Annotated in this window: 22 protein-coding genes; 13 read left to right on the top strand and 9 right to left on the bottom strand. The window is 58.4% G+C overall.

Annotated elements, in window-relative coordinates; all coding sequences use genetic code 11:
* Positions 1 to 10: 10 nt before the first annotated feature.
* The 4 genes from JFT91_RS07370 to JFT91_RS07355 form a co-directional block, all read right to left on the bottom strand.
* A complete protein-coding gene (locus JFT91_RS07370) occupies positions 11 to 433 on the bottom strand; it encodes an acyl-CoA thioesterase (protein ID WP_201231964.1) in 423 nt (140 codons plus the stop codon).
* A 103-nt stretch (positions 434 to 536) separates the two neighbouring features.
* Entirely contained in the window at positions 537 to 1763 is a 1227-nt protein-coding gene (locus tag JFT91_RS07365) for a 3-hydroxyacyl-CoA dehydrogenase (protein ID WP_201231963.1), read from the bottom strand.
* A 108-nt stretch (positions 1764 to 1871) separates the two neighbouring features.
* Entirely contained in the window at positions 1872 to 3800 is a 1929-nt protein-coding gene (locus tag JFT91_RS07360) for a RecQ family ATP-dependent DNA helicase (protein WP_201231962.1), read from the bottom strand.
* Positions 3801 to 3981: 181 nt separating this feature from the next.
* Entirely contained in the window at positions 3982 to 4485 is a 504-nt protein-coding gene (locus JFT91_RS07355; protein ID WP_201199724.1) for a polysaccharide deacetylase, read from the bottom strand.
* Positions 4486 to 4787: 302 nt separating this feature from the next.
* Here JFT91_RS07355 and JFT91_RS07350 point away from each other — a divergent pair, with 302 nt between their 5' ends.
* The 6 genes from JFT91_RS07350 (at position 4788) to JFT91_RS07330 (ending at position 8177) form a co-directional block, all read left to right on the top strand.
* The gene (locus JFT91_RS07350) at positions 4788 to 5063 is read left to right on the top strand and encodes a hypothetical protein (RefSeq protein WP_201231961.1); all 276 of its coding nucleotides are present in this window, start codon (positions 4788 to 4790) and stop codon (positions 5061 to 5063) included.
* 45 nt (positions 5064 to 5108) lie between these two features.
* On the top strand, positions 5109 to 5291 hold the full coding sequence (locus tag JFT91_RS29925; RefSeq protein ID WP_347340305.1) for an antitoxin PaaA2 family protein: 183 nt from the start codon (positions 5109 to 5111) through the stop codon (positions 5289 to 5291).
* A gap of 319 nt (positions 5292 to 5610) precedes the next feature.
* Positions 5611 to 5910, top strand: coding sequence for a hypothetical protein (locus JFT91_RS07345; protein WP_201232250.1), 300 nt, complete (start codon positions 5611 to 5613; stop codon positions 5908 to 5910).
* Positions 5911 to 5985: 75 nt separating this feature from the next.
* Complete coding sequence (locus JFT91_RS30090) at positions 5986 to 6249, top strand: YhfG family protein (protein WP_518524857.1); 264 nt, start codon at positions 5986 to 5988, stop codon at positions 6247 to 6249.
* 171 nt (positions 6250 to 6420) lie between these two features.
* Positions 6421 to 6915 (top strand): helix-turn-helix domain-containing protein, encoded by a 495-nt coding sequence (locus JFT91_RS07335; RefSeq protein WP_201231960.1) that lies wholly within the window; start codon positions 6421 to 6423, stop codon positions 6913 to 6915.
* A complete protein-coding gene (locus JFT91_RS07330; protein WP_201231959.1) occupies positions 6912 to 8177 on the top strand; it encodes a type II toxin-antitoxin system HipA family toxin in 1266 nt (421 codons plus the stop codon). Before JFT91_RS07335 ends, JFT91_RS07330 begins: the two co-directional genes overlap by 4 nt.
* A gap of 57 nt (positions 8178 to 8234) precedes the next feature.
* On the opposite strand, the gene JFT91_RS07325 is transcribed toward JFT91_RS07330, so the two are convergent.
* Both JFT91_RS07325 and hslO read right to left on the bottom strand, forming a co-directional pair.
* Positions 8235 to 9776 carry a phosphoenolpyruvate carboxykinase gene (locus tag JFT91_RS07325; protein ID WP_008080486.1) on the bottom strand — a complete coding sequence of 514 codons (1542 nt, stop codon included), beginning with the start codon at positions 9774 to 9776 and terminating at the stop codon, positions 8235 to 8237.
* A gap of 182 nt (positions 9777 to 9958) precedes the next feature.
* Positions 9959 to 10861, bottom strand: a complete 903-nt coding sequence (hslO, locus tag JFT91_RS07320; protein WP_201149185.1) for an Hsp33 family molecular chaperone HslO — start codon at positions 10859 to 10861, stop codon at positions 9959 to 9961.
* Positions 10862 to 10966: 105 nt separating this feature from the next.
* Between hslO and JFT91_RS07315 the strand changes: the two genes are divergently transcribed.
* A complete protein-coding gene (locus JFT91_RS07315) occupies positions 10967 to 11770 on the top strand; it encodes a phosphatase PAP2 family protein (RefSeq protein WP_201231958.1) in 804 nt (267 codons plus the stop codon).
* 165 nt (positions 11771 to 11935) lie between these two features.
* Here JFT91_RS07315 and hslR read toward each other — a convergent pair whose 3' ends face one another.
* On the bottom strand, positions 11936 to 12343 hold the full coding sequence (gene hslR, locus JFT91_RS07310; protein ID WP_201229877.1) for an Hsp15 family ribosome-associated heat shock protein: 408 nt from the start codon (positions 12341 to 12343) through the stop codon (positions 11936 to 11938).
* Positions 12344 to 12459: 116 nt separating this feature from the next.
* Here hslR and rimA point away from each other — a divergent pair, with 116 nt between their 5' ends.
* The 3 genes from rimA to rimK are packed head-to-tail and all read left to right on the top strand — an operon-like array spanning position 12460 to position 14637.
* On the top strand, positions 12460 to 13239 hold the full coding sequence (rimA, locus tag JFT91_RS07305) for a S6 modification regulatory phosphodiesterase RimA (protein ID WP_201232248.1): 780 nt from the start codon (positions 12460 to 12462) through the stop codon (positions 13237 to 13239).
* 16 nt (positions 13240 to 13255) lie between these two features.
* The gene (gene rimB, locus JFT91_RS07300) at positions 13256 to 13735 is read left to right on the top strand and encodes a retropepsin-like aspartic endopeptidase RimB (protein WP_064116979.1); all 480 of its coding nucleotides are present in this window, start codon (positions 13256 to 13258) and stop codon (positions 13733 to 13735) included.
* Positions 13732 to 14637, top strand: coding sequence for a 30S ribosomal protein S6--L-glutamate ligase (rimK, locus tag JFT91_RS07295; RefSeq protein ID WP_007952690.1), 906 nt, complete (start codon positions 13732 to 13734; stop codon positions 14635 to 14637). The genes rimB and rimK overlap by 4 nt, the downstream gene beginning before the upstream one ends.
* 129 nt (positions 14638 to 14766) lie before the next feature.
* Here rimK and JFT91_RS07290 read toward each other — a convergent pair whose 3' ends face one another.
* Both JFT91_RS07290 and ompR read right to left on the bottom strand, forming a co-directional pair.
* Entirely contained in the window at positions 14767 to 16080 is a 1314-nt protein-coding gene (locus JFT91_RS07290; protein ID WP_103304137.1) for an ATP-binding protein, read from the bottom strand.
* A gap of 114 nt (positions 16081 to 16194) precedes the next feature.
* Entirely contained in the window at positions 16195 to 16935 is a 741-nt protein-coding gene (ompR, locus tag JFT91_RS07285) for an osmolarity response regulator transcription factor OmpR (RefSeq protein WP_201231957.1), read from the bottom strand.
* Positions 16936 to 17295: 360 nt separating this feature from the next.
* Here ompR and JFT91_RS07280 point away from each other — a divergent pair, with 360 nt between their 5' ends.
* From JFT91_RS07280 to gshA, 3 genes are all read left to right on the top strand, one after another.
* Entirely contained in the window at positions 17296 to 19620 is a 2325-nt protein-coding gene (locus tag JFT91_RS07280) for a Tex family protein (RefSeq protein WP_201231956.1), read from the top strand.
* Positions 19620 to 20003 carry a PaaI family thioesterase gene (locus tag JFT91_RS07275; RefSeq protein ID WP_201149200.1) on the top strand — a complete coding sequence of 128 codons (384 nt, stop codon included), beginning with the start codon at positions 19620 to 19622 and terminating at the stop codon, positions 20001 to 20003. The genes JFT91_RS07280 and JFT91_RS07275 overlap by 1 nt, the downstream gene beginning before the upstream one ends.
* 213 nt (positions 20004 to 20216) lie before the next feature.
* Positions 20217 to 21800, top strand: coding sequence for a glutamate--cysteine ligase (gshA, locus tag JFT91_RS07270; protein WP_201231955.1), 1584 nt, complete (start codon positions 20217 to 20219; stop codon positions 21798 to 21800).
* Positions 21801 to 22017: the final 217 nt, after the last annotated feature.

Here is a 22017-nt window from a genome sequence, read left to right as displayed (position 1 = left end):
TTTTTTTGCTTTATTCCACCACCAAACGCTCCAGCGCCTGACGCAACTGTGCAGGAATCGGCACCGGCTGATTGCTCGCCCGATCAACAAACACGTGAACGAACCGCCCGGCCGCACAGGCTTCGCTTTCACCGACCTTGAACACCGCCAGTTCGTATTGCACTGAACTGTTGCCCAACTTGCCGACCCGCAGACCGATCTCGATCAGATCCGGGAACGCGATCGACGCAAAGTAATCACACGCCGAACTGACCACGAACCCCACCACCTCTCCGTCATGGATATCCAGACCGCCAACCTGGATCAGGTACGTGTTCACAGCCGTGTCGAAGAAGCTGTAGTAGGTAACGTTATTGACGTGGCCGTAGGCGTCGTTGTCGTGCCAGCGCGTAGTGATGGGCTGGAAGTGAGGGTAGTCGGTGCGTTGATTCATTTGCGGTTCTCATATGGGTCGACCTCACGCTGACGCGAGGACGACCACTATACCTGTGGGAGCGGGCTTGCCCGCGAAGGCGCCAGCACACGCACCACATCATTCAACGATCTGCAAACCCCTTGCCCTGCACCGCCAACTCGCCAATCAACCGCGCCGGCTTCCACTGATCGCCCTGCCGTGTCTCCAGCGCCAGCAAGCGCTGATGAATATCCGCCAGCCCCTGCTGATCCGCCCAGGCCATCGGCCCGCCCTTGTCGGCCGGAAAGCCGTAGCCGTTCAGATAGACCAGATCGATGTCATGCGCAGACTCGGCAATGCCTTCCTGCAGGATCTTCGCGCCTTCGTTGACCAGTGCCAGCAGGCAACGCTCGAGAATCTCCTCCGGGCCGATCTCTCGGCGCTGGAAGCCCAACCCTGCGCTGACCTGCAGCACCAGCGCATCGACCTCGGGATCGTGCTCGGCCTGACGACTGCCCGGCTCGTAATGGTAATAACCATTGCCGGACTTCTGTCCAAACCGGCCCATTTCGCACAAGCGGTTATCCACCTGAACCTCGGGGGCATCCTGCCCCTGGCCGGCCAACTCACGCGCGCGCCACTCCAGATCAATGCCGACCACGTCGTACATGCGAAACGGGCCCATGGCAAAACCGAAACTCTGCAACGCAGCATCGATCTGCTGTGGATAAGCACCTTCAAGCAGCATCTTGCGCGCCTCGAGCACATACGGATGCAGCATGCGATTACCGATAAAACCGTGGCAGTTGCCCGACACCACGCTGACCTTGCCCATGCGCTTGCCCAGCGCCAAAGCAGCCTGTAACACCGCTGGCGAAGTCCGCGCACCACGAACGATTTCGAGTAGTTTCATGATGTGCGCCGGGCTGAAGAAATGCAGACCCAGCACTTGCTCAGGACGCTGGGTAGCCGCCGCGATCGCATCGATATCCAGCGCCGAGGTGTTGCTCGCCAACAACGCTTGAGGTTTCAGCAAACCATCCAGTTCACGGAAGATTTTCTGCTTGAGTTCCAGGTTTTCGTACACCGCTTCGATGACCAGATCGACGTTGCGGATCGCCGCGTAATCCGCTGCTGCGCTGACCCGAGCCAGGCGCGCATCGGCCTCGGCCTGATCGATCCGCCCCTGTCGCACGTTGTGCGCATAAGTATCGGCCACGCTGGCGAGGGCTTGCTCAAGCATCTGTGGATTGTTATCCACCCACTGCACTGCCACGCCGGCGTTGGCCAGGCACATGACGATGCCACGGCCCATGGTGCCCGCGCCAATCACGGCGGCGTGTTGGATATCGAAGGATGTCTGGCTCATGTTGTTCTCTTGTTGGCGATCCAAAGACTGGTCTCACCATAGTTCAGCCAACGACGCTTTTTGAAGTTTATTACCGTGATGATCGACATTCAGCAGATGGATAAAACCTCAGAGATGTTCCTGGGCCCATCCACGCACCTCGGCATACGGATACTCCTCCAACGTCGCATAGCCAGCAATCGTCCGCGCCTTGAGCTTCGTGAAGAGCGGCACGCTGATCCCGCACAGAAACCGTGTAAGCCGCTCCGCTGTCGGAATACTGCCGGTGTGTTGCTCATGCCTGTGGATAAAATCTCCGCACAGCGCCGTGAAGTTTTTATCCACAAGCGCGGGCAATTCCGGCGGGGCAGGCAAATGGGCAACCTGCCCATGACACACCGAGCAATGCCCACACCGTTCAGGTGCATTGTGGTCACCAAAGTACTCGGCCAAGCGATAACCAAGGCAACGCTCGGTGGCGAATACTTCGAGCATCGCGTGAATCCTCGCGACTTCGGTCTGTTCATGTCGGGTGAAATAATCGTGCAGCTCAGCGCTCAAAACGCCGCTGTCGAACTCACTCTGCAACAGGCTGTAGACCTCGGTCATCTGCTTGCTCTCAAGCTCGACCCAGCCCTTCTCCTGAAAATAATCCAGCGCCTTCACCACCCGGTTGCGTTCCGCCGAATACTGCTGGTACATCGCCTCGAAACTTACCGTGGCCCAGGTGCGTGCGCGACTTGATGTCTGAATGATTGCCGCGACGAAATCTCTGCGCTCACCCTCGAAACGCTCAAGCAAGGCTTCAGGCTCCAGCAGGTATTTGAAACGGTACTCGGCGTAATAGGCGTAACGCGGCGCGATCAATCCGCGCAGCTCAAGCTGCACCAGCAAGGTCTTCAGCGGCAACGCGCGAATGTTGCTCTGATCCGCCAACGGCCCGAGCAGAAACTCCCACTGCCCTTCAGGCACCGACGCCTTCAGCTCATCGAGCACATAACGAATGCCGTCGCGCTCCGGTGTATCGCCGTAGACGAAGTTTTCCAGCACGTTGAGGCTGTCGCGGTTGGCCAGTACCAGACAATCCGACGGCTGCCCGTCACGTCCGGCACGGCCGATTTCCTGGCTATAGTTTTCGATCGATTTGGGCAAGTCGAAGTGCACGACATTGCGGATGTCGCTCTTGTCGATGCCCATGCCGAAAGCGATGGTCGCGACGATGCAATTGGACTGCCCGGCCATGAAGCGTTTCTGAATGCCTTCGCGCTGATCGTGAGGCAAACCGGCGTGATAGGCCTCGGCCTGAATCCCGTTGCGACCAAGGTGTTCGGCGATGTGCTCAGCGGTTTTCTGCAAGGTGACGTAGACAATGCTCGGCTGCCCTGGTCGCGCCGCCATCCACTCCACCAGGCGTCGGCGCTTGTCCTGACCGCGCACTGGCTCCACCAGCAGATTGAGGTTGGGCCGGTAGAAACCGGTGGTGACCACATCCTCCGGGGCGATGGCGAATTTGGTCTGCATGTCGGCGATCACTTTCGGCGTCGCCGTAGCCGTCAGCAGCAAGGCCTGCGGGATATTGAACTGGCGTTGGTAGTCCGGCAGCTTGAGGTAATCGGGGCGGAAATTGTGGCCCCATTCCGAGATGCAGTGCGCCTCGTCCACCACCAGCAACGAGATCGGCACCTGCTGCAAAAAGTTGCGGAAGCGCTCGTTCTTCAAGCGCTCCACGGAAATCATCAGGATCTTCAATTCGCCCGAACGGGCGCGGGCCATTACATCATTGGCGTCGTCACGGCTCTGCGCCGAATCGATACTGCCCGCCGAAATGCCATGGCGTTGCAGGAACGCCAACTGGTCTTGCATCAGCGCCAACAGTGGCGAGACCACCAGCGTCAGATTGGGCAGCAACAACGCCGGTAACTGGTAGCAAAGGGACTTGCCGGAACCGGTGGGGAAAATCGCCGCCGCCGAGCGCCCGGCCAGCACCGCACTGATCGCGGCCTCTTGTCCGGGTCGAAACTGTGGATAACCAAAAACCTGTTCCAGGGTGTTGTGCATTCGCTGTCACTCCTTTGACCGCTGCCATGCCAACAGCCTAGCGGGCGATCGCAGCGAGTCGAGAAAAGGTCGGGGGCCAAATCGATTCGGAATGATACAGCGATTACTTGAACGCCACGGCCCCCTGTGGGAGCGAGCCTGCTCGCGAAGAGGCCGGTCAGAACAACACAAAACCTGAGGTTCAGGGCCGCAACACCGCCACGCGCAGTTGCTGGTCTAACACTTGCTCGTGCACGTCCTGGCTCTTGCTCACCCACAACGCATGCGCTGGGCTGATGTCGCCAGTAAATGCCGCCGCCAACTGCCGCAAGTCAGCCACGCTGCGCACTCGCGGGCAGAAGGGTTGTTCATCACAATCCTGACTGGCGTTGCGATAGGTGCTCAGCAAACGATCCCACAATCCATCGCGTACTTGCCTGATCGATTTGAGCTGCACGTGCGGCACGCCGAGTCGTTGCTCAAGCCCCTTCTCGTCCAGCGCTTCGCTGGCCAAAAGGGCTTTGGCGAACATCAGCACCTCACCCCGCGAGGCAGTGTCCATGTCCGTCTGGCTGGACAGCGCGTCCGGCCAACCTGTGCGTTGCAGATTGTTGAACATCAATGCGTTGCCTGCGTCAGACGCCATCGTCAGACGGCAACCGCTGGCCCACAGCAATAAAATCGAGGCCATTCGTAGCCATTGCATACCCAATTCCCTTTAAGCGCGTGTCAGACGTTTGGAAACGTCCTACAGATTCTGGCGCGCACGATACAGCGGTTTACCGCGAATCGCCTGACAAACCCGTGGGAAATTTTTCGTCTAAGGGTTTTGCCTTTAAAAACTCTATAAATGGCGTAGGGCATCTCCTCAAACCCCGGAAAAACCCCTACAAACACTGTCCATTGCGGCCGTCTTGTTCCGCTGCCCAGCGGCCTCCTATAGTGGCCGGCGCGGCTTTGAATATTCAGTCTGCCGCCCGAGCGCCCTCGAACAGGACAAGCCTCACCATGATCAATCGTTATCACCCACTGAAGACCTGCTACAGCGAAAATCCCGTCATGGTGATCGACACCAACGCCAGCCACAGCGATCTGCTTGATGCTGCCGATCAACGCCTGCGCGCCGCCAGCGATCTGCTGGAAACACTTTACTGTTTGTGTTTCAAACAAGCCGACGTAAAAGACATTCCCAACATCGTCAATGCGCTTTATCTATTGGTACAGGACGGCTGCGACTTGCTTGAAGTGGCCAAGCAGAGGCCAGCGCAGCCGGCGTACAGCTAGATCACTTTAGGTCAGCGCTATATCTCTTTGGGCAGGCATCCAACAATGAATGTTACGAGCGATGAGTTCGATCCACCGAGTGACGAGGATGACTACACGGCTTGGCTCATCCGACAGGTTCAAGCCAGCCTTGATGATCCTCGCCCCGGCATTCCCGATGAGGTAGTCAGAGCATTGATAGCTGATAAACGCGCTCGTTTAAAACAGAAGGTCGATCAGCGGCGATGACCTATCAAATCTACGTCCCGTTCCTACAAGGACAGACTCCTTGTCTTCTATCGGCTTCGTGTAGCTGATCTCTATAGTCGTGGCTGTCGCTGCCAAATCAGCGGCTCGGGTTTGGTCACCCGATTGGATCGTGTATACGCATGCGCTGTATGCTGCCGGCACTCATTTGCCTGCAGTTTATGGTGACTGTGTTTGGGACACCTCCGGGTGTGCCGGGTATGTGCACGATCCTCACCGGTTGACCAACCCGAACACAGTCGCCTCCTGTCGCTTGGTCACGATGTGGTGGCTTCACCTGAAGCTTTTGAGGATCAACAAATTGAAAACATGGAATCAATTAACCACCGATCGCTACCGCCCACTCGAATCCAATCTCACCGAAACCAAGCCCCTGATCATCGATACAGCGGCTAACCCACAAGACATCCTCGAATGCGCCGTCCAACGCCTGCGCGCCTCCAGCGACCTGCTGCAAACCCTCTACTGCCTCTGCTTCAAACAAGCCGACATCGAAGACATCCCCCACATCACGCACGCCCTCTATCTACTGGCGCAGGATGGATGTGATCTGCTGCAAGTCGCGCAGCAGCAAATGCTCAACTGGAAAGCTCCAGCCTGAAATTGAGTGATCGTATCGCTCTTATGCACTCTGTGAGAGCGATCAAAAAAACGCTAATCAAACATGGGAGCAACCATGAGCAAATTCTTTGATGAGCTGATGGAAAGCGTTATCGAAATGGGCGAAATCTTACGCAAAACGCATCGCGATTCAGGCTCGAATGCTGACACGAGCGTTTTGACGTTTCAGCAAAAGCAGGCCCATTACGACAAGGTGCGCCGGTCAAACTACTCGGCTAGCCTAAGTATTGAAGGTTTTGAAACCACCCCTGCCGATGCTGAAAAGCCACTTTCCTCACGTATGGAGGTTCTCGAAAAGTACCGGCAAAAACCGGACTGACTCGAGGAAATGCTAACGTTAAAGTGGCAGTATTCTAGCTATATCAACCGGAAACAGATGGAATAATGCCACTTAACTTCGTTTTTCAAAGGTCTGGCGGCAAACAGCGTCCTTCAGCTTAAGTGCTATTATTCTGGCAGTTATGGTTAAAAAATGAAGGAATACTGCCACATGGCCAAGAAAACAGCGCCGCTCTTGCCCTCCACTGCTCGGCTTTTGGTTGACCTTGGTGAACGACTGAAGCTGGCTCGCCTACGCCGCAAATTGACGGCCAAGCAGGTCGCCGAAAGATCAGGCATGTCGCTGACGACCTTGCGCCATCTTGAGTCAGGTGGATCAGGCGTAACCATCGGCGCCTACCTGTCGGTGATGCAAGTGCTGGGGCTGGAAAAGGATCTGAACAAACTGGCTGCAGCCGATGAAATGGGTCGCCAATTGCAGGATGCGCAGTTAATGCCTGCAACACGATCCGCAGCGAAAAAGCCCCAGCGAGTACGAGCAGCCAGTGCGGCAAAAAAGGGCGCATCCGAACACGTCGGGACTTCAAATGTTATCGATGCCGCCACTACCACGAAAATTCCGGCTGACTTCCCATTCAACACACACTCACTATCCAGCCTTTTGAACAAGAAGAAAAAGGCCGGCCCCCCAACAGGTGAAGAATGACGCTGATTGCTGTTTATGCAGACTGGGAATCCTTGAAAGGCGCCAGACGCCTCGGATTTCTGCATGCAAGGAAAACACGCAACACCAACGTGTTCGAATTTGAGTACGACCCTAAGGCGTTGGCCGATCCCGAGTTGAGTTCCATAACTCTAGACCCGCGCATCGGCCCCTTCGAAGGCCGCCAATTCCCCGGCGAACATCAGAGCCGCTTTGGCGTCTTTGCAGACTCAAGCCCCGATCGTTGGGGCCAACTGCTGATGAAACGCCGTTTGGAAAGGGACATTCGCGACGGCTTGGTTCCCAGCAACAGCAAGTTGTTTGAATCCGATTACCTGCTTGGCGTGCACGACCTGTTCCGTGTCGGTGCCCTTCGCTACAAACTCAATGACGAAGGCAACTTCCTCGACGACCGCGACGGCGTTGCCGCTCCACCTTTTGTCGAGCTACGCGCGCTGGAACAGGCAAGTCTCGCCCTGGAAAACGATAGGGACAACACAGCCATCGATGGCCGCGAATGGCTAAGAATGCTCATCGCACCGGGCGGCTCACTGGGCGGCGCCAGACCGAAGGCCAGCGTCGTCGACGAATTCGGCCAATTGTGGATCGCCAAATTCCCAAGTACGAGAGATGACTACGATGTCGGTGGTTGGGAAATGGTCGTGAACGCTTTGGCAGTCAACTGTGGGTTACGCGTAGCGACCGGCACAGCCCGACGCTACGCGAGCGATCACCACTGCTTTTTGGTGAAGCGTTTCGACCGAACCGAACGCAGCGGGCGACATCACTTCGCATCAGCTATGACCATGACCAACCGCGTCGACGGCGACGATGCCTCAACCGGCGCCAGCTATCTAGAGTTGGCAGAAGTAATCATGGAACACGGCTCAGAACCCAACGCAGACCTCCGTGAACTATGGTCACGAATCGTCTTCAACATCCTGGTCTCAAACACCGACGACCACCTCCGCAACCATGGTTTTATTCTGGATCCTGGTCGGGGATGGCGATTGTCGGCAGCGTATGACATGAATCCGGTGGCGCATGCGGATGGGTTGAAGCTGAACATCACGGACTCTGACAACGCTTTGGATTTGGAGTTGGCGAGGGAAGTGGCGGCGTATTTTCGGGTTAGCCGCGAGGATTCAGCAGACATCATTGAGCGCACTCAAGACGTGATCAGTCTTTGGCCGGAGATCGCCAATGCGCTCGGGATGTCCAGACGTGAACAAGAAAGGATGGCGCCTGCTTTTCGTACCTTCTAATCACCCACAAAAAAGCCGCCCTCAAGAGGCGGCTTTTTCACTCACCAGAACTAAGTCTTACAACTTCGGCCCAGCAGCCTTGATCGCGTCGCTCACTTCGAACTTCTTGAAGTTCTCGATGAACAGACCGGCCAATGCCTTGGCAGCCTCGTCGTACGCAGCCTTGTCAGCCCAGGTGTTGCGTGGGTTGAGCAGGTTGGTTTCAACGCCCGGTACGGCCAGTGGCACGTCGAGGTTGATGGTGTCGAGGTGTTCGGTTGCAGCACCGATCAGCGCGCCGCTCTGGATCGCTGCGATCACCGCGCGGGTGGTCGGGATGTTGAAGCGTTTGCCGACGCCGTAGCCACCGCCGGTCCAGCCGGTGTTGACCAGATAGACCTTGGAGCCGAAACCGCGGATGCGCTTGATCAGCAACTCTGCGTATTCGCCAGCCGGACGCGGGAAGAACGGTGCGCCGAAGCAGGTGGAGAAGGTCGACTTGATGCCGCTACCCGAACCCATTTCAGTCGAGCCCACCAGGGCGGTGTAGCCGGACAGGAAGTGGTAGGCCGCTTGTTCTTCGTTGAGGATCGACACTGGCGGCAGTACGCCGGTCAGGTCGCAGGTCAGGAAGATAACAGCGTTTGGCTCGCCGCCCAGGTTCTGCTCGGAACGCTTGGCAACGTGCTCCAGCGGGTAAGCGGCGCGGCTGTTCTGGGTCAGGCTGACATCGGCGTAGTCGGCGTGCTTGGCGTCGTCGATGACGACGTTTTCCAGCACAGCGCCGTGCTTGATGGCTTTCCAGATAACCGGCTCGTTCTTCTCGGACAAGTCGATGCACTTGGCGTAGCAACCGCCTTCGATGTTGAAGACAACGCCTTCGCCCCAGCCGTGTTCGTCGTCACCGATCAGGTAACGGCTTTCATCAGCCGACAGGGTGGTTTTACCGGTGCCCGACAGACCGAAGAACAGTGTCACGTCGCCTTCTTCGCCGATGTTGGCTGCGCAGTGCATTGGCAGCACGTCAGCGGCCGGCAGCAGGAAGTTCTGCACGGAGAACATGGCTTTCTTCATTTCACCGGCGTAACGCATGCCGGCGATCAACACTTTCTTCTGGGCGAAGTTGAGGATCACGCAACCGTCGGAGTTGGTGCCGTCACGCTCAGGCACGCACTCGAAGTTGGCGACGTTGAGCACTTGCCATTCTTCACGGCCAGCCGGGTTGTACTGGGCCGGGTTGATGAACAGGCAACGACCGAACAGATTCTGCCAGGCAGTCTGAGTGGTCATTTTCACGGCCAGGTAGTGATCTTCAGCCGCGCCTACATGCACGTGGGAAACAAAGTGCTCTTGCGCGTTGTTGAATGCCTCGACGCGAGCCCACAGGGCATCGAACTTGTCGGCCGGGAACTTGCGGTTGATCGGGCCCCAGGCGATAGCGGCCTGGGTGGAAGGCTCTTCAACGATGAAACGGTCAACAGGCGAACGACCGGTGCGGTGACCGGTGCGAACAACCAGAGCGCCGGTATCGGCAAGCTCGCCCTCACCGCGATTCAAAGCTTCTTTTACCAGATCATCGACACTCAGATCGGTGTACACGGCGTTATTGGCTTGCGTCATGAGATTCCCCGTCGGCCAGTGGCCGAGTGTGCTCCAAACGTTTTGTAGTAGAAAGTCGTGCACTACTACCGCGACAAAAAGTGGGCCGGATTATGCCAGAAACGCCCAAAAAGAGTAGGGTCCTCCCGTCGTAACGGCGATATTCCGTCGTTACGCAGTGAATTTACCTGCGCTGAACCGTTTTAGTGCCGGGTATCTGACGGCGTGTCGACACCTGCGCCAGCGAACAATTGAGCAATATCGGCTGCGTCGAACAGATAACGCTCGTTGCAAAACTGGCAATCGATCTCGACGGTGCCACCCTGTTCGGCGACCAATGCTTGCGCGTCTTCCAGCCCCAGACTGACCAGCGCATTGCCCGAGCGATCCCGCGAGCAGCTGCAACGGAAGCGCAGATTCTGCACATCGAACAGACGCACCTGCTCTTCGTGGTAGAGGCGATGCAGCACGGTTTCGTTGTCCAGGCTGAGCAATTCATCGGCGGTCAGGGTGGTGGCCAGCGCGGTGATGTGCTGCCAGCTGGCGGCGCGATCTTCTTCATCTTTCAGACGGTCAGCCGGCAGTTGTTGCAGCAGCAGGCCACGAGCACGACGGCCGTCGGCAAACAGCTTGAAGCGGGTGCCAACCTGTTGCGACATGACGAAGTAGTTGGTGAAGCAATCGGACAGGGTTTCGCCGTCGAGGTCGACGATGCCCTGATAGCGCTGGCCGACAGTCGGGTCGACAGTCAACGCCAGAACGCCGTTCGGCATCAGGTCGGCGAGGGTCGCGTCCGGCGCGATCTGCTCGGCGTGATAACGCGCCAGGCCACGGATATCGCGCTCGCTGGAGCACTCGATCATCAGCATCGGAATCGGTCCTTCGGAGCGCGCCTGCAGAATCAGCAAGCCGTCGAACTTGAGGGTGCCCACCAGCAACGAGGCGGCCGCCATCAGTTCGCCCAGCAATTGCGCCACCGGCTCCGGGTACGGGTGCTTGGCGAGGACTTCGGCGTAGCTGCGCTCAAGCGCCACCAGTTCGCCGCGGGTGTCGCTGTCATCGAAGATGAAGCGTTGGGTGAAATCGGTATCCGGTAGGTCGGTCATAGGTCTGGGTATCTGAATGTGGTGACAAAATGGTTACAAACCGTGAAAATTTGCGCTTCTCGGCATATTTTTTGGTGCTGACTGTTCAGCCATTGGAGGCATTTTATGAACAATCCGGGTTTGTTCCAATCAAGGTGGAACCTCGGCCGGCTGGTTCTGTGCAACGTAGTGCCATTAGCGCTACTGGCTTTCTGGTTATGGCCTACGGGCAACGCGCTGTGTGTGATTTTCGACGAGTGGCTGTTTCGCTCGCTCAATGCACCGCTGGCCAGCAACCCGATATGGCTCCACATCTGGGCAATTGCAAGTATGCGGCCGTTCGACATCGTCGTCGGGCTGATTCTGCTGACGCTGCTGATCAAGGGCGACTGGGTGTTCAAGGCGATCGACGTGCGCCGGGCTTTTTTCGGTTTTCTGTCGATCCTGCTGTTGATGGTGGTGATTCGCGCGCTGTTTTCCAAGTTCGCCGACTATATGGATTGGCAACACAGCAGTCCGTCGATGGTGCTGGAAGGCGCGGTGCACATCAGTGATTACTTCCCGAATCTGGAAAAAACCTGGGAAATTAAAGATCGCTCGAGCCAGAGTTTTCCGGGTGACCACGCTTCGGTGTTGTTGATCTGGGCGCTGTTCATGGGCGTGTTCAGTCGTACGATTGGGCAGTTTCTGAGCGTTTGGGGACTGGCGGTGTTGTTCATGCTGCCGCGTTTGGTCGCGGGGGCGCATTGGGGCCAGGACGATTACATCGGTGGCGTGTTGCTGGCGGTGTGGGCATTGGGCTGGGGTTATTACACACCGTTTGCTTATCACGCTGCGAATTTCTGGCTGAAGGTGACTTCGCCGATCTTCAATCTGCTGGGCAAATTGCCGCTGGTTTCGCGGATGAGTGTGGTGCGAACCGCAAACTGAGTCCTTGCATCGATCCTGTGGCGAGGGAGCTTGCTCCCGCTGGAGGCCGAAGGACTCCTAATCCATCCACCGTGGTGTATCAAAAATACCGCGTTGGATGGATTTACGACTGCTGCGCAGCCGAGCGGGAGCAAGCTCCCTCGCCACATCGGTGCTTGGCACAACCTACTCGTCGTGGCTGCTGCCACGAAACTTGAACAAATCCCGCCGCTGCTTTTTGCTCGGCTTGCCGTCGGTGCTCATGCCCAGTGCACCCGCCTTGCGCATCGCCGCAGCCGCTTCACGCTTGGCAATACTCACTTCGGTCTCCGCATACAAGGTCTGCGCCTCAGGTGCGCCTCGACGGACAACCGATAACGCCTCGACCTTCACGGTGCGCACTTCGAACCCCATACGAATCTCGAACTCATCGCCAATGCGTGGCTCTTTGCCAGGCTTGCAGCGCTCGCCCCGACAATGCACCTTGCCACTCTCGATGGCGGCTTTGGCCAAGGCGCGGGTTTTGTAAAAACGCGCTGCCCATAGCCACTTGTCGAGGCGGACCTTGTCGTCCTCGTCGCTTTTTTGTGCCATATGAATTCCTCGTTCAGCCAGTAGTCGGAACTGTACTACCGTTTCTGTCGGGCGCAAGAATTCGGCCCTCCAGATAGACTGTGATCTTCGCCGGTTCAGCGGCATGGAGTGATCGAGTGACTAAATTCCCCTCTTCATTAACCTCGCCCAAGGCCGGATGCCAGGGTTGTCAACAAAGCGACCCGCTGGGTTTCGATTTTGACTTCGCCTACCAACCTATCGTCGATCTGCGCGACCAGTCGATTTTCGCCCATGAGGCGCTGGTCCGTGGTCTCGCCGGTGAAGGCGCAATGACGGTGTTAGATCAGGTTACAGAAGACAACCGCTACCGTTTCGACCAACTCTGCCGGACCCGTGCCATCGAAGGCGCGGCCAACCTTAATATGCAGACACACTTGTCGATCAACTTCATGCCCAACGCCGTCTATCGTCCAGAGTTATGCATTCGCAGCACCCTGGAGGCGGCCAAAAAGCACAATTTCCCGATCGACCGACTGATTTTCGAAACCCTGGAAAGCGAGCACGTAGATAACTATCGCCATTTGACCAATATTCTGCGTGAATACCGCGAATTCGGCTTCAAGACCGCCATCGATGATTTCGGTGCCGGTTATTCGGGGCTCAATCTGCTGGCTGATTTCCAACCGGACCTGATCAAACTCGACATGGCGCTGATCCGCGATGTCGATCACGACCGTGTCCGCCAGACGATCGTCCGGGGGATTGTCACAATCTGTGCGGAGTTGGACGTTACAGTCATCGCCGAAGGTATCGAGAGCGCCGGTGAACGGGATTTCCTGGCGGACTGTGGAATATTTCTGATGCAGGGGTTCTGGTTCGCCAAACCTGCATTCAAAGCGTTGGCCCAGGTGTCACCTGAGGCCTGGACGCGTTAATCGTTGGTTTTTTCTATTGAAGACATTTGACCATTTGACCGTTGTCGGTCTGCGCGAGTGGGTGGCGCTCCCGGATTTGGGAGTCGCGGGCCTGCGGGCGAAGATCGACACCGGCGCCAGCACCTCCAGCCTGCATGCCACCGACATCGAGCCGTTCGAGCGTGACGGTGAGAAGTGGGTGCGTTTCACAGCGCATCTGGGCACGGTGGTGCAGTTGCGTCATCGGCGCTGCGAAGCACCGCTGGTCACGCGCAAAACCATCAAAAGCTCGAACGGCCATGCCCAGGTGCGCTACGTGATCAGCACCACCCTGGCCCTCGGTGATCGGGTGTGGTCGGTCGAGTTCACTCTCGCCTGCCGCAAATCCATGCGTTATCGCCTGCTGCTCGGTTCCAAAGCCCTGATCGATGGCCAGTTGGTGGTCAACCCGGGCATTAAATATGTACAAGACAAGCCGGTGTTCCCGGTATCTACCTCCTCCACAGGTGTTGCATGAAGATCGCTGTGCTGTCGCGGAACCCGCGTCTGTATTCCACCCGCCGTCTGGTCGAAGCCGGAACCGAGCGCGGGCATGAAATGGTAGTGATCGACACGTTGCGCGCCTATATGAACATCGCCAGCCACAAGCCGCAGATCCACTATCGCGGCAAGCCACTGGAAGGCTTCGATGCGGTGATTCCGCGCATCGGTGCGTCGGTGACGTTTTATGGTTGCGCGGTGTTGCGCCAGTTCGAAATGATGGGAGTGTTCCCGCTCAACGAGTCGGTAGCCATTGCCCGCTCGCGGGACAAACTGCGTTCACTGCAATTGCTGTCGCGTCGCGGCATCGGTTTGCCGGTGACCGGATTCGCCCACTCGCCGGATGATATTCCCGACCTGATCGACATGGTCAACGGCGCGCCGCTGGTGATCAAGGTACTGGAAGGCACCCAGGGTATTGGCGTGGTGCTGTGCGAAACCGCGACGGCGGCGGAGTCGGTGATCGAGGCATTCATGGGCCTGAAGCAGAACATCATGGTTCAGGAATACATCAAGGAAGCTGGCGGCGCCGACATTCGTTGCTTCGTGGTCGGCGACAAGGTGATCGCGGCGATGAAGCGTCAGGCCAAACCGGGTGAGTTCCGCTCCAATCTGCATCGAGGCGGCAGTGCCAGCCTGATCAAGATTACGCCGGAAGAACGCATGACTGCGTTGCGTGCGGCAAAGGTCATGGGGTTGTCGGTGGCGGGTGTGGATATCCTGCGTTCCAATCACGGGCCGCTGGTGATGGAAGTGAACTCGTCGCCGGGACTGGAAGGGATCGAAACCACCACCGGCAAGAATGTGGCGGGGATCATCATCGAGCATCTTGAGAAGAATGGCGGGCCGAACATGACTCGCACCAAAGGCAAAGGCTAATCCGTTAGAGATCTGGCGACTGATTGGCCGCCTTCGCCGAGCAGGCTCGCTCCCACAGGGTAATGCATTCAAATGTGGGAGCGAGCCTGCTCGCGAAGAGGCCATCAGCCGCGCTGCAAAAACCGATCTCTAAACGGCATCCCGTGGCAGCATCAACCCCAGCGGCAAGCGCACCCGCGCCTCCAGTCCACCACCGGAGCGGTTACGCAACTCAACATTGCCGCCATGCATCGAAGCAATCCGCTTCACAATCGCCAGTCCCAACCCTGTGCCCTTGCCGCCCCGCGCCCGATCCCCTCGGGTAAACGGGTTGAAAATCGCCTCCAGTTCCGAAGGATCGATCCCCGCGCCACGGTCCATGACGCTCAGCACCACATACGGTGCACTGACATCACCGGACACATAGGCGGCGACTTCCACACTGCTGCCAGCGTGGTTCAAGGCGTTGCCAATCAGGTTGTTCAACAGACGCTTCATCGACACCCGACGCAGCGGAAACGGTTGGATCGGTTCCAGACGCAGCCGGACTTTCTCTTCATTCTGGTTGTACGGTGCTGCCACCTCACGCACCAGATCACTCAGATCGACCTCTTCCACCGACTCATCACGACCATCGCGAATGAACGCGAGGAACTGGTCGAGAATCGCGTCCATGTCTTCGATGTCACGCACCATGTCGTCGGTCAGGTCGTTGCGGTCGCCCATCAATTCCAGCGACAGGCGCAAGCGAGTCAACGGCGTGCGTAAATCATGGGATACCCCGGCCAGCATCAGCTCGCGCTCGCGCCCAGCTTGTTCGACATCTTCTGCCATCTGGTTGAAGGCGCGATAAACCTCGGTCATTTCGCTTGGCGTGTCGCTGATCGGCAAGCGCACGCTGCGGCCCTGACCGAGTTGCCGGGCGGCATAGACCAGACGCTTCAAGGGTTGGTTGAGCTGACTGACGAAAATCCACGCCGACGCCGTCGACAGCAAACCAATCGCCAGGAACCAGCCGAGCACGTTCCAGATCTTCTGGCCGCGCAACGGATGTGGATACAGCGGAACCTTCAACCAGCCATCGCCAAGGCTCGGCGCGCGCACCCACAGCGCCGGTGGCGAGTGCATGCGTAAGCGCACTTCAGTGTCGGCACCGAGTTCCGCCTGCATTTGTCGTTGGTAGATTTCGCTGTACGGCCAATGCTGTTCACCTTCCGGCACACCGGCGCCCACCACCCGGATCAGAGTCGCGGCATCAGCGATCTTCGCGCGGTTTTCTTCGTCGGCGGCCCAATAGGCACGCAGCGTCAGGGCGACGCCGTGGCTGTATTGGCGGTCCACCAGCACGTCCTCGTTCATCAACAGATAAACCAGGGTCAGCGCCTTGGAAAACAGCACGACGATGAGCACCAGCCAGAGGGTGCGGGAGAAAAAACTTTGGGGGAACCAGACGGGGGTTTTCATCAATAACCGCTACACACTTGCAGGAGCGAGCAATGCTCGCATATTGCGGATTGCGAGTCTGCGGGCATGGCCATTCGACCAGCACCCAGCAGACCCGCTCCTACAAATCGCCGATCACTTGGTGGCGGCGCCATCCGGTACGAACACGTAGCCCACGCCCCAGACAGTCTGGATGTAGCGCGGCTTGGACGGATCAGGCTCGATCATCCGGCGCAGACGCGAGATCTGTACGTCGATGGAACGCTCGAGGGCATCCCACTCGCGGCCACGGGCCAGGTTCATCAGCTTGTCGCGGGTCAATGGCTGACGCGCGTTCATCACCAAGGCCTTGAGTACCGCAAACTCACCGGTGGTGAGCATGTGCACTTCGTCGCCGCGCTTCAGTTCGCGGGTGGCCAGGGACAGCTCGTAGTCACCGAAGGTCACGCTTTCGTCTTCACTGCCCGGTGCGCCCGGCACAGGCGCCGCTTGACGACGCAGGACGGCTTTGACGCGGGCCATCAGCTCGTCCGGGTTGAACGGCTTGGCCAGATAATCGTCGGCGCCCAGTTCCAGGCCCTTGATGCGGCTCAGCTCGTCGCCCTTGGCGGTGAGCATGATGATCGGAATCTGGTTATTTGCAGCCCGCAAACGGCGGCAGGCGGTCAAACCGTCCTCGCCAGGCAGCATCAGGTCGAGAACGACCAGATTGAAAACTTCACGCGACAACAGACGATCCATCTGCTCGGTGTTCGGGACAGTACGGGCGCGGTAGCCCTTGCTGACGAAGAACCGTTCCAGCAGGCTGCTGAGGCCCGGATCGTCATCAACAATAAGAATTTTTTCGCCTTCAGCATTGTTTGCAGTGCTGCTCATTAGATGCTCCTTTTAGCTCGGCGCGCATTATGGCGTAGCTGCCGTTATACGCACCGTGTGCATTGTTAGCAGATTTTTCCTTCACTGCCATAAAACCGGGGTTTATGCCTACAGACTGCAACGCCCCCGAATGACAGAACGCTGGTTATAATGCGCGGCGTTTTGTGCCAGGCAACGTCTGAATCGTTACCGCAGGTGGCAGCCATTTATTTTCATGGCAACCGCAGTAATTGTTCGATTTCACGGGTCAATGGGCTGCCTCTTGACCCAGGCAGCGGCCATCTTCATGCCGCTCAACCAGACTCCGGGCCTTTATTTCCGTGCCTGCGAGCCTGCTTTCACAATATGTCAGGTGGTTTTATGGACAGCATCAACAGCCGCATCGCCGAGGAACTCGGCGTACGCCCACAACAGGTCGAAGCGGCCGTCGCGCTACTCGATGAAGGCTCTACCGTTCCCTTCATCGCCCGTTACCGGAAAGAAGTCACTGGCAGCCTCGATGACACGCAGTTGCGTCATCTGGAAGAGCGTCTGCGCTACCTGCGAGAACTCGACGAACGGCGTATCAGCATCCTCGCCAGCATCGAAGAGCAGGGCAAACTCACCCCTGCCCTTGAGCGCGATATCAAGCTCGCCGATACCAAAACCCGTCTCGAAGACTTGTACCTGCCGTACAAGCAAAAGCGCCGCACCAAGGGCCAGATTGCCCTGGAAGCCGGCCTCGGCGACCTCGCGGACGGACTGTTCAACGACCCGAACCTGGCCCCGGAAACCGAAGCCGCTCGCTTCGTCGACGTCGAAAAAGGCGTGGCCGATGTCAAGGCAGCCCTCGAAGGCGCCAAATACATCCTCATGGAACGCTTCGCTGAAGACGCCAGCCTGCTGGAAAAACTGCGTAGCTACCTGAAACAGGAAGCCATCCTCAGTGCCCGCGTGATCGCTGGCAAGGAAGAGGAAGGCGCCAAGTTCCGCGATTACTTCGAACACGACGAACCGCTGAAAAGCATGCCGTCGCACCGCGCGCTGGCGATTTTCCGTGGCCGCAACGAAGGCATCCTCAGCTCTGCGCTGAAAGTCGGCGACGAACTGCCAGGCACCATGCATCCGTGCGAGGGCATGATCGGCCAGCAATTCAATATCCAGAACCAGAACCGCCCAGCCGACAAATGGCTCGGCGAAGTGGTGCGCTGGACCTGGAAGGTCAAGCTCTACACGCACCTGGAAACCGACCTGCTCGGTGAACTGCGTGACGGTGCCGAAACCGAAGCGATCAACGTTTTCGCGCACAACCTGCACGACCTGCTGCTGGCCGCGCCGGCCGGCCCCCGCGCGACCCTGGGCCTCGACCCGGGCCTGCGAACCGGCTGCAAAGTGGCCGTGGTCGATTCGACTGGCAAGATGCTCGATCACGCCACGGTCTACCCGCACGTGCCGCACAACAAGTGGGATCAGACCATCGCCATTCTGGCCGCCCTGTGCGCCAAGCACTCGGTTGACCTGATCGCCATCGGCAACGGCACCGCCAGCCGCGAGACCGACAAACTGGCGATCGAGCTGATCAAAAAATATCCAGCGATGAAGATGACCAAGGTCATGGTCTCCGAGGCCGGTGCTTCGGTGTACTCGGCATCGGAACTGGCGGCCAAGGAATTCCCGGACCTGGACGTGTCGATCCGTGGCGCAGTGTCCATCGCTCGTCGTTTGCAGGATCCACTGGCTGAACTGGTGAAGATCGATCCGAAATCCATCGGTGTCGGCCAGTACCAGCACGACGTTTCGCAGTTGAAACTGGCGCGTGGCCTGGATGCTGTGGTCGAGGACTGCGTGAACGCCGTCGGCGTTGATGTGAACACCGCTTCGGTGGCGCTGCTGGCACGCATCTCCGGCCTCAACGCGACCCTGGCGCAAAACATCGTCGCTCACCGTGATGAACACGGCGCGTTCAAGACCCGTGCAGCGCTGAAGAAAGTCGCGCGTCTGGGCGAGAAAACCTTCGAACAGGCCGCCGGTTTCTTGCGTGTGATGAACGGCGACAACCCGCTGGATTCCTCGGCGGTTCACCCGGAGGCCTATCCGCTGGTGCAGCGCATTGCCGCTGAAACCGACCGCGACATCCGCTCACTGATCGGTGATGCAAGTTTCCTCAAGCGTCTGGATCCGAAGAAGTTCACCGACGAGACCTTCGGTCTGCCGACCGTGACCGACATTATCCAGGAGCTGGAAAAACCGGGCCGCGACCCGCGTCCGGAGTTCAAGACTGCCGAGTTCCAGGAAGGCGTCGAAGACCTCAAAGACCTGCAACTGGGGATGATCCTCGAAGGCGTTGTGACCAACGTGACTGCGTTCGGCGCATTCGTCGACATCGGCGTGCATCAGGACGGTCTGGTGCACATCTCGGCGCTGTCGGAGAAGTTCATCAAGGATCCACGTGAAGCGGTGAAGGCCGGTGACGTGGTGAAAGTGAAGGTCATGGAAGTCGACATCCCGCGCAAACGCGTTGGCCTGTCGATGCGCATGGGCGACACCCCGGGCGAGAAAATCGACGGTGCCCGTGGCTCGCGTCAGGGCTCGGCGCAACGCCAGCCTTCGAACAACACGCCACGCAAGGAAACCGCCACCGCCGCGCCGGTGAACAATGCGATGGCCTCGCTGTTCGCCAACGCCAAGCAGTTGAAGAAACGCTGATGGAAATTCCGGCCGGGCTCGTCGAGAGCGCGTTTTTCAAGCTGTTGGGCTGCCGCCTGCACAGCCTGGAAACCGGGGTGGCGCAAGTCGCCCTGGTGCTGGAACCCGAACTGCGCAATCGCGGCGGCAAATTGCACGGTGGCGCGCTGTTCAGTCTGGTCGATATCGCGATGGGGCTGGCCTGCTCCAGCGTGCATGGCTTCGATCAGCAGAGCGCGACCATCGAGTGCAAGATCAACTATATCCGCGCCGTTTCCGACGGCGAGGTGCTGTGCACGGCGCGGGTAATCCACCCGGGCCGCCGCACTTTGGTGGTTGAAGCCGACGTGATGCAGGGCGACAAACTGGTCGCAAAAGCGCAAGGCACGTTCGCTGTCCTGTAGCTACCGGTCATCAATTTGAGTTAATTTCGGCGCTGCGTCTGCGGCGTCGAACTTTTCCGTGCGCGCAATAGCCAGATTCAAGGAGTGAAGTTGGCAATCGACACGGGCCGTTATGGCTCAAAAACCAGGCGATAACGCCAGTTTCAACTTCACCCTTGTAGACCGTCCTGCCCACCCCCATATTGGGGCGACTGACGCGTGAAGGAATCCAAATTGAGCGAACTTCTCAACCGCCGCCTGGCTCTGCTCGGCGAGCGCGCTAACCTCTCTCTGCTCGAGCAGTGCCTGCACGGTATCGAACGTGAATGCCTGCGCGTAACCAGCGAAGGTCGCCTGGCGCAAACGCCGCACCCCGAAGCCTTGGGTTCCGCGCTGACCAACGAACAAATCACCACCGACTACTCCGAGTCGCTGCTGGAATTCATCACGCCCGCCCTGCCGGATCCTGCGGATACGCTGGCGAGCCTGGACAAGATTCACCGCTTTGCCTACAGCAAACTCGGCAACGAGTACCTGTGGAGTCCATCGATGCCGTGCCCGTTGCCGGCCGAGGAAGATATCCCGATCGCCTATTACGGCACCTCCAACATCGGTCAGCTCAAGTACGTCTACCGCAAGGGCCTGGCCCTGCGTTATGGCAAGACCATGCAGTGCATTGCCGGGATTCACTACAATTTTTCCCTGCCGGAAAAGCTCTGGCCGTTGCTTAAGGAAGCCGAAGGTTTTGTCGGCACTGACCGCGATTACCAGTCGGTCTCCTACATCGCGCTGATCCGTAATTTCCGTCGCTACAGCTGGCTGCTGATGTACCTCTTTGGTGCTTCGCCGGCGCTAGACGCGGGTTTCCTGCGCGGTCGTTCGCATCAGTTGGAACAACTCGATCCGGACACGCTGTACCTGCCTTACGCGACCAGCCTGCGCATGAGCGACCTCGGTTACCAGAGCAACGCCCAGGCTGGCCTGACACCGTGCTACAACGATCTGGCGAGTTACACCGACAGCCTGCGCAAAGCCGTGGCCACGCCCTACGCGCCGTACGTCGAAGTCGGCACGCACAAGGATGGCGAGTGGGTGCAGCTCAACACCAACATCCTGCAGATCGAAAACGAGTACTACTCCAACATCCGCCCGAAACGCGTGACCTATACCGGCGAGCGGCCGATTCAGGCGTTGGTGGCCCGTGGCATTCAGTACGTCGAAGTGCGCTGCCTGGACATCAACCCGTTCCTGCCGATGGGCATCGACCTGACCGAGTCGCGCTTCCTCGACGCATTCCTGCTGTTTTGCGCACTCAACGACAGCCCGCTGCTGACCAACACCAGCTGCAGCAACGCAACCTCGAACTTCCTCAGCGTGGTCAAGGAAGGTCGTCGTCCGGGTCTGCAGCTGCAGCGTGATGGTCAGGCGGTCGAGATGAAGGCTTGGGCGGCCGAGTTGCTGGAGCAAATCGCTCCGCTGGCCGCGCTGCTCGATCAGAGCCATGGCGGCGATGCGCACAGCAAGGCGCTGGACGCACAACTAGCGAAGGTCCGCGATCCGTCCCTGACGCCGTCGGCACAGGTGTTGGCGGCGATGGCCGAGCACAAGGAGAGCTTCGCGCAGTTCTCGCTGCGCCAGAGCCAGGCGCACGCCGAGTTTTTCCATAGCGAGCCACTGGGGGCAGATGAGCAGGCGAAATTCGAGGAGTTGGCTCGTACTTCTCTGGCGGCTCAGGCTGAGCTGGAGCAGAACGAAGTCGGCGATTTCGACGTGTTTGTCGGGTCGTATCAGGCGAGCATTCTGGCGATCAGTAACTGATCTGTCAGAACACAAATTGTGTGCTGACAGGTTCCTGTGGCGAGGGGATTTATCCCCGTTGGGCTGCGCAGCAGCCCCAAAAGCCAGATACGCGATTTATCCGATACACCGCACAGGAAGGTCTTACGGCTGCTGCGCAGCCGAACGGGGATAAATCCCCTCGCCACAAAAGCGCCAGTTGCCCCTAAGGCTTAGATTTTTCCGCTCATAAGCTCAT

This window comes from Pseudomonas sp. TH08 (assembly GCF_016651275.1).
Classification (GTDB): domain Bacteria; phylum Pseudomonadota; class Gammaproteobacteria; order Pseudomonadales; family Pseudomonadaceae; genus Aquipseudomonas.
Note: the sequence above shows the minus strand (reverse complement) of the source record. Positions and strands in the feature narration are given on the sequence as shown.

Excerpts from the sequence above, each read along its gene's own strand:
- JFT91_RS07370 (WP_201231964.1), bottom strand. The coding sequence starts at position 433 with ATGAATCAACGCACCGACTACCCTCACTTCCAGCCCATCACTACGCGC.
- JFT91_RS07365 (WP_201231963.1), bottom strand. The coding sequence starts at position 1,763 with ATGAGCCAGACATCCTTCGATATCCAACACGCCGCCGTGATTGGCGCG.
- JFT91_RS07360 (WP_201231962.1), bottom strand. The coding sequence starts at position 3,800 with ATGCACAACACCCTGGAACAGGTTTTTGGTTATCCACAGTTTCGACCC.
- JFT91_RS07355 (WP_201199724.1), bottom strand. The coding sequence starts at position 4,485 with ATGCAATGGCTACGAATGGCCTCGATTTTATTGCTGTGGGCCAGCGGT.
- JFT91_RS07350 (WP_201231961.1), top strand. The coding sequence starts at position 4,788 with ATGATCAATCGTTATCACCCACTGAAGACCTGCTACAGCGAAAATCCC.
- JFT91_RS29925 (WP_347340305.1), top strand. The coding sequence starts at position 5,109 with ATGAATGTTACGAGCGATGAGTTCGATCCACCGAGTGACGAGGATGAC.
- JFT91_RS30090 (WP_518524857.1), top strand. The coding sequence starts at position 5,986 with ATGAGCAAATTCTTTGATGAGCTGATGGAAAGCGTTATCGAAATGGGC.
- JFT91_RS07335 (WP_201231960.1), top strand. The coding sequence starts at position 6,421 with ATGGCCAAGAAAACAGCGCCGCTCTTGCCCTCCACTGCTCGGCTTTTG.
- JFT91_RS07330 (WP_201231959.1), top strand. The coding sequence starts at position 6,912 with ATGACGCTGATTGCTGTTTATGCAGACTGGGAATCCTTGAAAGGCGCC.
- JFT91_RS07325 (WP_008080486.1), bottom strand. The coding sequence starts at position 9,776 with ATGACGCAAGCCAATAACGCCGTGTACACCGATCTGAGTGTCGATGAT.
- hslO (WP_201149185.1), bottom strand. The coding sequence starts at position 10,861 with ATGACCGACCTACCGGATACCGATTTCACCCAACGCTTCATCTTCGAT.
- JFT91_RS07315 (WP_201231958.1), top strand. The coding sequence starts at position 10,967 with ATGAACAATCCGGGTTTGTTCCAATCAAGGTGGAACCTCGGCCGGCTG.
- hslR (WP_201229877.1), bottom strand. The coding sequence starts at position 12,343 with ATGGCACAAAAAAGCGACGAGGACGACAAGGTCCGCCTCGACAAGTGG.
- rimK (WP_007952690.1), top strand. The coding sequence starts at position 13,732 with ATGAAGATCGCTGTGCTGTCGCGGAACCCGCGTCTGTATTCCACCCGC.
- JFT91_RS07290 (WP_103304137.1), bottom strand. The coding sequence starts at position 16,080 with ATGAAAACCCCCGTCTGGTTCCCCCAAAGTTTTTTCTCCCGCACCCTC.
- ompR (WP_201231957.1), bottom strand. The coding sequence starts at position 16,935 with ATGAGCAGCACTGCAAACAATGCTGAAGGCGAAAAAATTCTTATTGTT.
- JFT91_RS07280 (WP_201231956.1), top strand. The coding sequence starts at position 17,296 with ATGGACAGCATCAACAGCCGCATCGCCGAGGAACTCGGCGTACGCCCA.
- JFT91_RS07275 (WP_201149200.1), top strand. The coding sequence starts at position 19,620 with ATGGAAATTCCGGCCGGGCTCGTCGAGAGCGCGTTTTTCAAGCTGTTG.